Genomic DNA, 12644 nt, shown 5'->3' on the forward strand with positions numbered 1-12644 from the left:
CAGCATCCCGGCCAGGTCCCCCGCCGGGCATCAGGCGTGCCGCGCCAGCCCGACAGTTTCCCGCAGGCTGTTCATGGCCAGATCAAACGAGGCCCGCGCCTCCGGATCCTGAAACAGGTTCACGCTGTCCAGCCATTGCCGCAGCTGCAGGGAAGTCTGCCAGCGGGTACTCGCCCCGAGCTGCCGCTCCATGCATTGCAGCAGCAGCGCGCGTGCTGCTTCCGCATCCTGCATATGTCCGGCCCGGTACAGCGCGGCAAAACGGGTGGCCAGGCCATGCAAATTGTCGAAGGGGCCGCGCCTTGCGTAGTCAGCCGACCGTTCATAATCGCCGAGCGCAAAGAACACATTCGCCAGATATCCATAGACGATGCGCGGCGTGACAATCAGCCCGTCAAATCCCCTCTCGGCCGTCTTCAGTGCCTGTTCTCTTTCGCCGATATAGGCCAAGGCCTCGGCCGCAGAGATCGTGTTCATCGGATCAAGCGGGTTCAGCTTCAATGCCTGGACAAAGGAGCGGCGGGCATCATCGGGCCGGCGCGAGTGGATCAAGGCCCAGCCGTTCACACGGTGGTTGACCACCTGCCACGGATCCAGAGCCACGGCCTTTTCCGTCAGCGACAGCACATGTTCGGCATCAGCCAGCGGCGTCTCGGCCGTTGGATAGAACAGGGCCTGTTTCAGCAGGATGGAGGCCTGCCCGGCATAGGTGAGACTGAAGGACGGATCACTCGCCTGCAGATCCTGCATGATGGCCAGAGCCTTGCGGTCGGCAGCGGCGTTGAACTCCCAGATCAGCGCATCTGCCTGGCACCAGCGGCCAAAGGGGCTGCGGCCCGGCCGCTGGCGCAGCCGCCCGATAATATGGCTGTGGATGCGGCTGACCGTGCGGTAGACGGCTTCGTGAAGCTCGTGGCTGGACCTGACCAGATCGAGATCAATCAGTTCATGAAAAGCGATCTGCCCGCTGGTCCGGTTCTCCAGCTGGATGCCAAGCCGGTTGAGCGTCCGGTCCCGGTGAAACCGCAGCAGGAAGCTGCCCAGATCCCCGCCATCCACGCGCATCGGGGCTATGCTGCCGTCCCCCGCCCAATAGGCGGCCTCATAGAGCTCGAACGACCGGTAGGCCGAAAGCCCCGTCACAACCTCTTCCCGGACAGCGAAAGCCGTCTCATCTCCTGCCGTCTCGTCCCAGGCCATGCTCGAAATCGAAATGACCGGCAAACGCAGCTCACCGGGGACAGCGGCCTCGATGCTGCCAGCGGCAGAAAACCGGCCAGTCTCGCTGCCGGCCGCCGGCGCCATGGCCGGGGGCGGCGCAGACGCGATCCTGTTGCCCGTGGGAAAGGCTATGACGCTTTGCTGGACGGTCTCTGTACCGGCGCCAGAGGTTTGCGCAGGCGCAGCCAGATGCCCCTCAGAGCCGGCAACATCCGGCACGTCCTCCAGCAAGCGGCGCGTTTCTGCCGAGGGCTCGATGTCGAGGAGATTGCGCAACTCCCGGGCACAGTCCCTGAACTGCTGCTGTGCTTTCTCCTTCTGCCCCTGACGCAGAAAATGCCGGATCAGTTCCTGATGCCCATATTCATTGGCCGGATCAAGCAACAGGAGAAACCGCGCCAGCCGCTCGCGCTTGACACAGGCAACATGGCCAATCCCCGTCCGGCTTTCTTCCAGAACCTCCGTGATTTTCTTGCTCAGGACCGAGCGCACCCGTGCCTGCTCAACGGCAAGCCATTCGCCGAATGCCGGGTCAAGCACATCAAAGCCATGCAGGAAATCACCGGCCCAGAGCGAGCTGATGCGGTCCAGTTCACCGGGATCGGCCCCGCCCACGCCCCGTGTCAGCACATCGATGTCGGTCTGGATGTTTTCACGCAGCAGCGACAAGGTGGAAGGTGTTGCCACCACCAGCCGCATCCCCGCCTCTTTCTCGGCCTGGCGGATGTGACTGAGGGCCTGACGCAGGGACATGGCGGAACGGGAGCGGTCGCCGTCGCTCCACAGCAAGGCGGACAGCTCGCCGCGCGTCTCGGTTCCTCCGGGGCAGCGCACCAGATAGCCGAGAATAGCCAGGGCCTTTCGCGTCTTCAGGCTCAGCACCCTTCCGCTGCTGTCCTCAAGCTGCGGCACCCCGAGCGTCCTGAAAAACAACCTCGTCATGCTGTTTGTCCCACAATCATTCCGGATCAGAAGCAAGAAATTCCGCTGCAGACACCCCGCCCCTCAGCCGTTCCCTTGCTATTTTTCCTTATGTACTAGGATAGGTTTCTCAAAGCACCCGCACAACCTGCAACTCAAGAGTGCCGATTCTTCAGCATTACCGCAATCATAGTCAACCTATCACGTTCATTTCACGCTACAACCCGATGATCAACGTACCGGTGCCGTGGCAGGCTGGCTTTCAGTGAGCCGGGAAACCAGCTGCCGCCCAAGAACTGGGTATTTCACGCAAGGCCGGAGAACCGGTCAATATCAGAACGGTAGGTTGCACATGTCGAAAGCTGCAGGACTGACGAAGGCTGAAGCAGCCGCGGAAACAGTGCATGGCCATGATGCCATGCAGGATATGTCTGCGGAGTCCCTCAAGCGCATGATCTATTTCACCCGCCGTGAAGCTGAAAAGGATGGCCGCACGTTCTGCGCCTATCTGCTGACCATGGCGGCCAACGCACTGGACGATGATGCTGCCGATGTGAACGAGGCGCTCAGGGCAAAGCTGTCGCCGGGTGATCTGCTGCGGAGCACGAAAGCGGGCTGAACAAGGTGCGCTGCCGTTCCCTGCCGGCTGACCGTCCGGACATGGCATCGCAGCCATTCTTCGCATCTCAGCCATTCCTCGTATCTCAGGCATTCTTCCCGGGGCAGGCCAGCGACTGTTGGCCTGCCCCGTTCGTTTTATGACGACAGCAGGCCGCAAGGCACCAGCCCAAAGCGGCAGCGAACGCCTGCAGAACAGACTCCAAGTCGCACCCCATTCCCGGAACGGTCGCACCTATAGCAAAATCAATCGGTTGGATAATGGTTTGGCGACCCCTGCAGGATTCGAACCTGCGACCATTCGCTTAGAAGGCGAGTGCTCTATCCAGCTGAGCTAAGGGGCCGTTTGCGCGGATCAGGCCGCGCGGGGCATGCCGGAGGAACGGCCTTGCCCGGTGTCGATTTCAAAACCCGCCCGGAAGGCGGGACGGGCGGCATCAGTGCCCAGATCTCATTGAGGCAGGCTTGATCTGGTCAGGCGCCTCAATGCGTCCAGGGTGCATGCCGGTCGAAGCGGAAATTGTCCGAATAGCTTGCACCGCGAATGGTGCGGTCCTTCGGCTTTTCCACCCGGTAGGCGATGCCCTTGCGCTGTGCATAGGTTTCGGCTTCTTCACAGGTTTCGAAGAAGAGACGCACCTGCTGCTTCATGTCGGAAGAGGAGGTGTAGCCCATCAGCGGATCGATGCTGCGCGCAACCTCGGGCTCATAATCGAGCACCCAACGCTGCGTCTTGGCCTTGCCCGACTGCATGGCCGTCTTCGCCGGCCGGTAGATTCGCGCCACCATTGTGTCTGTCCCGTCTCGCATACGTGCTGCAAGCTGCTGGTTTGCCGGAGTTTTCCAGGCTGCAGCGCGACCGCGGCGCTGCACCAGCCATTCATGGCTGTTTTCTGCGGGAACGGAGCGAATGTCAACATCACTTGCGCATCGCGGGGGCCGCACAACCGGTTTTGACACAGGCACCGGCACGCAGGACCGGCAGCTGAGGTCAAGCGCTGACGCGATTTGGCACAATTTGCAACCTTAGGGATCACTCTTGATTGCTATGACAGCTTTGAATCTGGACCTATTCTAACAACCGCACTCAAGGATTGCACTTGATGCTGGCGCAATCGCGGCCCGGTATTCCGTTTCAGGCATACCTTCGCCGCGCTGAACCGGACTTGACTGGAAAGGCTGTCATGCCCCGCTTTGACGTGAACAGACTGCAGCATGAGCACAAGATGCCGGCCGGTAACCGGGCCGGGCGGCTGCATGCGGAAGCACGACATCAGGATCTTGCTGTTCTCTGGGACATGATCCTGGCGGTCGATTACCATGCAGCGAGTGTTGATGCCCTGTCACCGGATGCCCGCGAGGACTTCTGCGATGTGATTGAGGTGCTGTTGCGTACTCTGGCGCAGGACTGATTCCGCCGGAAGCCATAGGTACCAGCACGCATCATCTTCACTTCACGCTTCCGTTTGCAGGATGACTAGGGCATCTTTGTCCGTACATATGCCCTGCGGCAGACGCCCCGAGCCGGGAGGCGCATGCCCCAAGAAAGTTGACAGGCCCGATGCTCGCCAGACCCCGACAGCTCTTTGCCGACCTTGGCAGCAGTGCGATCGAACGCGGTCTTGCAGACCCCCGGCTGTCTCAATTCTATGAAGACATGCTCAGGGCCGGCTCTGTCGCAGGGCCGGAGCTGCAGAAGCATCTGCCCTATCTCAGCCTCTGCGCATTGCCGGATGACAGCGGAACGGCACCGCCGATCGTCTATGCGGGACGGCTTTCCTCGCAGGTCCAGCTTTTCGGCAGCGTGTGGAGCGAGCAGCCCGGCGAGGCGCTGGTGACACCGGATCCCGAACTTGAGCGGGCCGCGGCAGCGGGCTACCTGAGCGCTCTGGAATCCGGCACCTATTATGGCTATGGCCGCACCGGTATCCGGCTGGGTGGACGGATGCATGACGTTGCCTATGAACGGCTGATCATGCCCCTGCGCCCAAGACCCGATTCTCCGGTGCGGATGCTGGCCTATTTCGGCGTCATTCAGGCTCTGGAGCCGCAAGGCCCCGCGCCAGCGTGACGAGATCGGCCCGCGTCGCCCAGACGAGCCAGTCATCGGGCCGGATATGGGCGGGCGCTGAGATCCAGTGCGTTCCGGACGGCGCAAAGTGCCGGTAGCCGACCCGCACACCGAATCCCTTCATCGCATTGGCCTGCGCCATCAGACCATAAAGATAGTCGGGTGACCATTTGAGCAGCGCCAGCAGAAAGCCGGTCTGCGTCAGCAATTCGGCAAGGCCCCTGCCCCGGATGTCCTTTCTCAGCCACAGATTGCCGTGATAGACGATCCGGCCCCGCATCCGGAACGCTTCTGCGGCATGGGCAGTGCCAAGTCTTGCGTCCGCATGCGGATCTTCAAACAGGCGCCGCTGCTGCTGCTGCCAGAAGGCAGCAAGGCTCCTGTCCTTCAACTCGTCAATCTTGGCGGCCTGAACGGACACAAGCTCGCCCTGCCCGTTATAGGCCCCAACCCAGAAGGCTAGGCTGGCGTGCAGATCGACGAAGCGGATGGAGAAGTCCTCCATCAGATAGCGGTCCTCGGTCCGGGACACAGCCTCTTCAAAGGCCTGAAAGTCCGTGCTTTCCTGCAAGGACAACCCTTGCTCCCGGATACGCCCCGTGAGGGCGGCGAGAGCGTCAGCGACGACAAGCGTCGGATCTTCTTGAAGTATCAAGGTCATGCGTTTCCCCATCATGCAGATGCCGCGAAACCGCAGCACAACCATGAAGCGATGAAGGGCGCAAAAAAGCGAGCTTTGCCTTGCATAAACCGGCCCGCGCGGCACCTGAGCCATTTCAAGGCGTGATGCGTCAGCATCGGAAGCCTTGGTATCAGGCGGGGAAACCCGGAAGCTTCAAAGAGTGCAGGCTGGGGAAAGAAAATGGTCGGGGCAGCAAGATTCGAACTTGCGACCCTCTGCTCCCAAAGCAGATGCGCTACCAGGCTGCGCTATACCCCGACGTCCGGTATGTGTGCGGGTGTACCGCCTTCCCCTGCACAGCGTCAAGCCCGAAGGCCGGGACAATGACAGCCTCTGCGCAGTTGCGCACCGCCGGTTTCCGGCCGGCACCCTGCAGCAAAGTTCAGGGTCTGATGCTGGGTGCCGAGACCTTCTGGCCCGGCGCAAACTGCAGGCGTGCGGAGGTGCCTGCGATCACTTCCAGAACATAACGGGCGCTGCCGTCAGAGGAGACGATCTTCTCCGACAGAGGTTCCGTGTCCCTGGCGATGGAAACGATACGGCCCGTCTCATCAATGAAGATCATGTCGAGAGAGATATAAGTGTTCTTCATCCAGAAGAACTTCTCGCCGCTGTCCGGAAAGACAAAGAGCATGCCCGCATCCGCGGCCATTTCCTTGCGGTTCATCAGGCCCGTGGCGCGGTCTGCCTCTGTGGCGGCAATTTCCACGGTGAAGGTCTGCGGGCCCGCTGCGGTTTCCACCGTCAGCTGTTCGGTGGGCAGTCCCGCCGCCTTGGCAAAGGCAGCAGCTCCCAGAACGATCATGCCGACCAGAATGGCCCTGACGGCGATCCCGAAGGCTCCACGCAGACACGGCGCCGGAACACCTGTGCTCCGGACGCTCAAGGCACGCAAAGGTGCCGTGAAGTGGGCGATACGCATTACTTCCCCCTCCAGACTCATACGCAACTGGTACAATATCCAATCCTTCAAGGCCGGTACAAGGCCACCTCAGGATATCAGTCTTATCGAAAGCATCGCTTCTTCTGGCGTATGTCTTCCAGCCGGGCTTGCCAGAACCTGGCCGCCCTGCCCTTTCATTTCGCCCCGCACCCTAGGTGCAAGGTGTTCCCGCCGGATTAACGGACGGATATTTCCTTTGCAGCGCAACAGAGAGACGCTCTGCAAAGGAAATCCTCAATGGGAGGACGGAATATGGGAGCCACTGCCGAGCGGACGGATTTCGGCAGCCATGCGGCCCTTCGGGCCCTGACCGAAGCGGACCTGCACTTCCTGGCCCGGACGCAGTTCCGTGATGCCGAAGCGGCGCAGGGTCTCCATATGGATGAAGATGTCTTCGGAGGTTTCGCCCTGCGTCAGGAAGCCGAAGCCCTTGACGCGGTTGAACCACTTGACGGTCGCCCGCTCGAAGCCGCTTTCCGGCACCACCTGCACATGGGTGCGCGAGGGCGGCAGCTGGGAAGGATGCACGGCGGTGGATTCGTCCATCGACAGAACGCGCAGGGCCTGAAGGCCGCGCGGCTTGTCGAGAACCTCGCAGACGACGCGGGCACCTTCATAGGCGGTCTGGAACCCGTCCCGGCGCAGGCACGTCACATGCAGCAGGATGTCCGGCAGGCCATCATTGTCCGGCACGATAAAGCCATACCCCTTGGCAATATCGAACCACTTGATCGTCCCGGCCAGCTCGATCACGTCGACGCCGGCGTCTTCCGCCATCGCCTCGATCAGCCGGGGATCCTGAGCCGTCTTAGCCCCCATGTGTCCAAGCCCCATCTCTGTGCCGCTCACGTCAGCTTCGGGTGAACCGTCCGACTCACCGCATACTGATTCCTAAGAAAAGGATAACACTCACAGAGGGCTCGGCCAGTGCCTTTTGTTAACAAACCACAACCTCTCAGTCTTTGCCCCCTGCAATTGCGGCAAACCTGTCAATTTTTACCGGATAACAGGACATCAAAAGTCGCGGCTGCCGGCGTGCGGATGAGAAGAGAGGCAAGATCATCCAGAGGCCCGGACTGCTGATTAACGATCATCATTTCTGCCGTGGCCTCAACTGCAATTTCCGGCAGGCGTGCAGCGGGATAAACCTGCAGCGATGAGCCAACCACAACGAAGACATCAGCTTTGCGGGATGCCGCGACGGCCCTTTGCCAGGGCTCTTCCGGCATGGACTGGCCAAAGCTGACGACAGCCGCCTTCAGCAGGCCTCCGCAAGCCGCACAGCGCGGGCTGCGGCCCGCACTCACCAGCTCCTCCTGCGCCATCAGGTCTGCCCGCTGACCGCAGGAAAGACAGGAGGCATAGGTGCCATTACCATGCAGTTCCACCAGCCTGTCCTCCGGCAGCCCTGCCCGCTGGTGCAGGCCATCAATATTCTGCGTGATCACCAGATGCACCCGCCCGGCCGTCGCCTCCTGCGCCAGGGCGAGATGGGCGGCATTCGGTACGGCGCGGGTGAAATCACCATGAAAGATGAAGCGACGGCGCCAGTCTTCCAGCCGCTGCGCCTTGTCTTCAATGAAATCAGCATATTGAACCGGGGCCATCCTGGACCATATGCCTCCCGCAGACCGGTAGTCGGGAATCCCTGACTCGGTTGAAATGCCGGCGCCGGTCAGGACAACAATCCGCCCGCCGCCGGAAAACACCTCCCGGAGCGCGGCCTGCGCAGCGGTCAGGTCGTCAATCTGTCTTGGCATTGCGGTGTCTTGTCATTTTGCAGTCTGGCCGTCACGCTGGTTCCGTTCAACGAACAGGCCCCGAGAGTGGCGCAAGGCTGCAGCCCATGGCAAGCCCCCGACGCAGGGCGGCACAGCCAGTGCCCTCCGGGATATCAGATAAGGGAATCAAGATGCGCTACCTGCACACCATGGTCCGCGTGACCGATATCGAGGCCTCTCTCGACTTCTATTGCAACAAGATGGGCATGACCGAGGTCCGCCGCATCGAGAACGAGGGCGGGCGCTTCACGCTGATCTTCCTTGCTGCCGGCAAGGATGTGGAAAGCGGCAAGGCTCATGCCGCCCCGCTGCTGGAGCTGACCTATAACTGGGATCCGGAAACCTACACGGGCGGGCGCAACTTCGGCCACCTCGCCTATGAGGTGGACGACATCTATGCCTTCTGCGCCAGCCTGATGGACAAGGGCGTCACCATCAACCGGCCGCCGCGCGACGGCCGCATGGCCTTCGTCCGCTCTCCCGATGGCATTTCCATCGAACTTCTGCAGAAGGGTGCGGCCAAGGCACCGGCAGAACCCTGGTCTTCCATGCCGAATACCGGCAGCTGGTAAGGCCTTTCAGACCCTCCTTGCGAGGGTCTGCGGCGCTGCCGGGCAGGAAATCATGGCCTGAAATCAAGGCTGTGGATATTTTGCCCGGCAAAAAGGCGCGGATTTCCGCGCCTGCCACCCTCTTCCTTCAGCGCCTCGTCCGGACCTGTGGAAAAACATGCAAATACCCTCTTGCAGCCTCCGAACAATCTGCCTATAAGCCTCCTCACACGACGCGGCCCACACGGGCCAGACAGTCAAGCGCCCATCGTCTAGCGGTCAGGACGTCGCCCTTTCACGGCGAAAACAGGGGTTCGATTCCCCTTGGGCGTACCACTCTCCTTCTGGTGAGTGACGATAGAAAAGACGCTTCGGCGTCTTTTTTCGTTTTAATCTCCCTGCTCTCTTCACTGTCCTTTGGTGGCAGTTCCAGCACCGGCTACGGCCCCGCCATGCGCTGAATCCTGTCACTTGCAGGCGGGACCGGCCACACCAAAAAGCCGGTGTTGAGCGCTTGCCGCTTGCGGGCCTGCTGCCAGCCGTGGCAAAACTTCCTCAGAAAACCTGACGAACTGCCGGTTTCGCTTCCCTGCGAAAGGTCCTGAAGATGCTTGCGCGCGCGCTCACCTGTCTTCTCCTGATTCTGGCCGGCATCAGCCCGGCTTTGGCCAAACGTGTGGCGCTGGTCATGGGCAACGGGGCCTATGTCCACACCGTCGCACTTCCCAATCCGGCCAATGATGCGCGCGCCATGTCGGCCAAGCTGAAGGATCTCGGCTTCGAGGTGGTGGCAGGCTATGACCTCGACTATCACGCCATGCGCCGAACGGTGGCAGAGTTCGCGAAGGAAGCGCGCGGCGCCGATGTGGCGCTGCTGTTCTATGCCGGACACGGCATGCAGGTGGGCGGCACCAATTATCTCGTCCCCGTGGATGCGAAATTCGACGACGAAACGGCGCTGGATTTTGAAACCATCTCCGCCGACTTCGTGCTGCGGCAGATGTCCAATGACGTGAAGGTGCGGATGGTGTTTCTCGATGCCTGCCGCGACAACCCGCTGGCACGCACGTTGGCCCGGTCCATGAATCCCTCGCGTTCGGCCGGTGTCGGTGCCGGTCTTGCGGAACTGAAACTGCAGGATCAGGGCGGCGAAGGCTCCGTCATCGCCTTTGCCACCAGCCCCGGAGACGTGGCGCTGGACGGCACCGGCAGCAATTCGCCCTTCACCAGCGCCCTGCTGCGCCACATCGATGCGCCGGACACGCCGATCCAGACCGTGATGACCCGTGTGACGGGGGACGTGTTCAAGGAAACCGGGCAGAAGCAGCGCCCCTGGGTCAATGCCTCGCTGATCGGCGAAGTCTATCTCAACCGCTCCGCCGCACCGGCCAATGCCACCACGGAAACCACCGTCTCGCAGGATGCTGCAGCCGTGGCCTCCGGTACGGTGCCCGCCAGTGCCACCCTTGCCTGGGAGCGGGAGAAGGCGCTGTGGGATGCAGCGGCGGCTGGCGGAACGGTGGAGGACTACAACGTCTATCTGGCCGCCTATCCGACCGGCAGCTTTGCCGATTTTGCCCGCAACCAGATCAAGCGCATCGAAGCGGCCAATGCCCCTGCGTCCGGCGAGGTTGCAGCAGAAGACGGGACGGCAGATACGGGCGGCGAGGCAGCAACCGCGGAAGGCGCCAGAACGCAGAAGGCCGTTGCGGCCAGCGCCCCCTCCACATCAGCCGCGACGGACGACGAAGCGTCCTGGTCCCGGTTCAAGCGCCGTGAAATCCAGTTGCGCCTGAATCTTGCCGGCTATGATTCGGGAACGCCGGACGGCGTTTTCGGCGCCCGCTCGCGCGCTGCCATCAAGGAATGGCAGAGCTACAACGAATATGAGCAAACCGGCAGCCTGTCCGAAGAGGAATATGAACTGCTGAAGGACCAGACGCAGGCGGAGTTTCTGGCCGCAACGGCGCAGCAGCCGCGGCCCGAGCGCCAGTTCCAGCGACCGCCGCAACAGGTGCAGCGCGGCACCACGGCGGATGGCTCGCCCATCTATTCCGCCGAGCCGGAGCACCTGCCGCCGGGCGCTGCTCCCGAGCGGGATCCGATGCTGGATGCGGCCGGAGCAGCGCTTCTGGGCGGCGCCATTGGCGGCATTCTCAACGGCATCCGCCGCTGATCCCGGCCGGAGCGGCGCTCACGCCACTTCGGTCAGCAGCAGCTCGAAGGTCACGCAGACCGGGTTGCAGCCCTGCCGCAGGATGCCGGTGCTGATCGCCCCGTCCAGTCCAACAAGGGCAATGTCGAGGCATGTGCCCTGCCCGCGCCGCCAGGAACCGGAGCGCACCAGAACTTCCGTAGCGTAGGACGAGACGGAGGTTCCGTCTTCATAATCTGCCCCCACCAACGATCCGATGCCATGCACCGATACGGCGGCAAAGCCCGCCGCCTCGCAGGCCTCTGAGATCATGGTGCAGACATCCACATTGGGCCGGATGGTCAGCAGCAGGCCGCGGGCACTGCCCGTCCTTTCCCGCTCGGCTTCGCCGGGTGCAGGCGGGGCGGCCTCCGGTGCAAACAGCGGAAAGTTGGTCTCGGCATCGAGCCGCGTCACCAGTTGCGCACCGGAAATGGCCAGCACATCCACCCCCACCGGCCCCGCCAGCTCCGCCTCGAAGGGCAGAAGATGCCCCATGGCCTCTGGCCTGCCTGCCGGGGTCCAGATGCCGTGGCAATGCAGGAAAGGCGCCCCATCCCTCTGCCCCAGATGCAGCCCGGCCCGGGAAATCCGGCTGCCCGGCCCGCCCTCATGCGTCGCGCTGTACCAGGCGGCGTGGCTGTCATCGGGGCTTGCGGCGGGGATCACGTAATTCATCCGCGCCATGGCAACGTCTTCAAGGCAGGCATAACCTGCCGCATAGCCGGCATCTGCAAAGGCGCGGGCGAGTGCCGCAAGGACCGTTTCGCCCGCAGCAGGTTCCAGCGTCAGCCTCAGCGGGCGCACCCGGCAGGGCACAGCCGCAAGGCGTTCCCCTGCCACCGGGCCCGGATGAACGATCTGGCGCATGAGTTTCCCCGCGTCCGGCCTCATGCGGACAGCCCCGCCATCACGAAGCCGCCATCCACCGCCAGCACCTGGCCATTCACATAGGATGCCTCGTCCGAGAGGAGGAAGGCAACCGCGCTGGCCACTTCCTCCGGCTGGCCATAGCGGTGCAGCGGCACACGCTTATGCCATTGCTCGCGCACATCCGGCGTATGCACGGCCCGGGCCAGCGGCGTATCGATCGGCCCGGGAGCCACCGCGTTCACCCGCACGCCGCAGGGGCCGAGTTCATTGGCCATCACCAGCGTCATCAGGTTGAGCCCGCCCTTGGACGCGCCATAGGCCGAGCGGCCCTTGTTGCCGCAGATGCCAGAGATGGAAGTGATGTTGACGATGGCGCCCGTTTCCTTGCGTTCCAGCCAGAGCCGCGCCGCAGAACGGCAGACGATGAAACTGCCGGTAAGATTGATATCGACCACCTTGCGGAAGTCCTCGACGCTGGTCTCCACGGCCGGACGGTCAAAGCCGATGCCGGCGGAGTTGACCACACCGGCAAGGCTGGTGGCGGCTGCGATCCGGCGCATGGCCGCTTCGACCGATGTTTCATCCGCAACGTTACAGACAATGCCGCGCGCTGCCGGAATGTCCAGTTCCGTGCAGGCGGCTTCCAGCGCCTCGGCCCTCAGGTCCAGAAGCCAGGGTTCGTAGCCGAGGCTCTGCAGCTTGTGTGCCGTTGCCAGACCGATGCCGGACGCACCGCCGGTGATGGCCACCGCCTTCGCCTTATCCTGATCGTTCATCGCCGTTCCTCCC

General features: G+C 62.5%; 13 protein-coding genes and 3 tRNA genes. 6 read left to right on the forward strand and 10 right to left on the reverse strand.

The annotated features are described in order from the left end of the window. Window positions 1–30 precede the first annotated feature (30 nt). Window positions 31–2163: a BTAD domain-containing putative transcriptional regulator gene (locus tag IF10I1_RS16165; protein WP_208977404.1), complete on the reverse strand. Its 2133-nt coding sequence runs from the start codon at window positions 2161–2163 to the stop codon at window positions 31–33. A gap of 331 nt (window positions 2164–2494) precedes the next feature. On the opposite strand from IF10I1_RS16165, the gene IF10I1_RS16170 reads away from it, so the two are divergent. Then, window positions 2495–2761: a hypothetical protein gene (locus tag IF10I1_RS16170; protein WP_208977403.1), complete on the forward strand. Its 267-nt coding sequence runs from the start codon at window positions 2495–2497 to the stop codon at window positions 2759–2761. A gap of 266 nt (window positions 2762–3027) precedes the next feature. On the opposite strand, the gene IF10I1_RS16175 is transcribed toward IF10I1_RS16170, so the two are convergent. Both IF10I1_RS16175 and IF10I1_RS16180 read right to left on the reverse strand, forming a co-directional pair. After that, window positions 3028–3104: transfer RNA gene (locus IF10I1_RS16175), tRNA-Arg, on the reverse strand. Window positions 3105–3243: 139 nt separating this feature from the next. Next, window positions 3244–3549: an ETC complex I subunit gene (locus tag IF10I1_RS16180; protein ID WP_186393530.1), complete on the reverse strand. Its 306-nt coding sequence runs from the start codon at window positions 3547–3549 to the stop codon at window positions 3244–3246. Between the two features lie 314 nt (window positions 3550–3863). Between IF10I1_RS16180 and IF10I1_RS16185 the strand changes: the two genes are divergently transcribed. Together IF10I1_RS16185 and IF10I1_RS16190 are read left to right on the forward strand one after the other, a co-directional pair. Next, the gene (locus IF10I1_RS16185) at window positions 3864–4172 is read left to right on the forward strand and encodes a hypothetical protein (RefSeq protein ID WP_186393531.1); all 309 of its coding nucleotides are present in this window, start codon (window positions 3864–3866) and stop codon (window positions 4170–4172) included. 149 nt (window positions 4173–4321) lie between these two features. Beyond that, window positions 4322–4831 (forward strand): hypothetical protein, encoded by a 510-nt coding sequence (locus tag IF10I1_RS16190; protein ID WP_058899941.1) that lies wholly within the window; start codon window positions 4322–4324, stop codon window positions 4829–4831. On the opposite strand, the gene IF10I1_RS16195 is transcribed toward IF10I1_RS16190, so the two are convergent. The 5 genes from IF10I1_RS16195 to IF10I1_RS16215 all read right to left on the reverse strand — a co-directional run bounded on the left by IF10I1_RS16195 (window position 4791) and on the right by IF10I1_RS16215 (window position 8216). Next, window positions 4791–5492, reverse strand: coding sequence for a hypothetical protein (locus IF10I1_RS16195; protein ID WP_208977402.1), 702 nt, complete (start codon window positions 5490–5492; stop codon window positions 4791–4793). The genes IF10I1_RS16190 and IF10I1_RS16195 overlap by 41 nt on opposite strands. A 202-nt stretch (window positions 5493–5694) precedes the next feature. Continuing rightward, window positions 5695–5771 (reverse strand) — tRNA-Pro (locus tag IF10I1_RS16200). A 124-nt stretch (window positions 5772–5895) separates the two neighbouring features. Then, the gene (locus tag IF10I1_RS16205) at window positions 5896–6435 is read right to left on the reverse strand and encodes a DUF192 domain-containing protein (protein ID WP_244274432.1); all 540 of its coding nucleotides are present in this window, start codon (window positions 6433–6435) and stop codon (window positions 5896–5898) included. Window positions 6436–6690: 255 nt separating this feature from the next. Next, complete coding sequence (locus IF10I1_RS16210; protein WP_050471622.1) at window positions 6691–7275, reverse strand: cold-shock protein; 585 nt, start codon at window positions 7273–7275, stop codon at window positions 6691–6693. Window positions 7276–7445: 170 nt separating this feature from the next. Next, window positions 7446–8216 carry a Sir2 family NAD-dependent protein deacetylase gene (locus IF10I1_RS16215; protein ID WP_186393532.1) on the reverse strand — a complete coding sequence of 257 codons (771 nt, stop codon included), beginning with the start codon at window positions 8214–8216 and terminating at the stop codon, window positions 7446–7448. Window positions 8217–8368: 152 nt separating this feature from the next. Here IF10I1_RS16215 and IF10I1_RS16220 point away from each other — a divergent pair, with 152 nt between their 5' ends. The 3 genes from IF10I1_RS16220 to IF10I1_RS16230 all read left to right on the forward strand — a co-directional run bounded on the left by IF10I1_RS16220 (window position 8369) and on the right by IF10I1_RS16230 (window position 10964). Next, window positions 8369–8809 carry a VOC family protein gene (locus tag IF10I1_RS16220; RefSeq protein ID WP_186393533.1) on the forward strand — a complete coding sequence of 147 codons (441 nt, stop codon included), beginning with the start codon at window positions 8369–8371 and terminating at the stop codon, window positions 8807–8809. 240 nt (window positions 8810–9049) lie between these two features. Then, a tRNA-Glu gene (locus tag IF10I1_RS16225) sits at window positions 9050–9124 on the forward strand. Window positions 9125–9395: 271 nt separating this feature from the next. Next, window positions 9396–10964 (forward strand): caspase family protein, encoded by a 1569-nt coding sequence (locus IF10I1_RS16230; protein WP_186393534.1) that lies wholly within the window; start codon window positions 9396–9398, stop codon window positions 10962–10964. 18 nt (window positions 10965–10982) lie between these two features. On the opposite strand, the gene IF10I1_RS16235 is transcribed toward IF10I1_RS16230, so the two are convergent. Then, window positions 10983–11852, reverse strand: a complete 870-nt coding sequence (locus IF10I1_RS16235) for a DUF296 domain-containing protein (RefSeq protein WP_186393535.1) — start codon at window positions 11850–11852, stop codon at window positions 10983–10985. Window positions 11853–11872: 20 nt separating this feature from the next. Next, window positions 11873–12631 (reverse strand): SDR family NAD(P)-dependent oxidoreductase, encoded by a 759-nt coding sequence (locus tag IF10I1_RS16240; RefSeq protein WP_186393536.1) that lies wholly within the window; start codon window positions 12629–12631, stop codon window positions 11873–11875. Window positions 12632–12644 lie beyond the last annotated feature (13 nt).

It is taken from the genome of Pannonibacter sp. I15F10I1 (assembly GCF_900185665.1).
Lineage (GTDB): Bacteria > Pseudomonadota > Alphaproteobacteria > Rhizobiales > Stappiaceae > Pannonibacter > Pannonibacter indicus.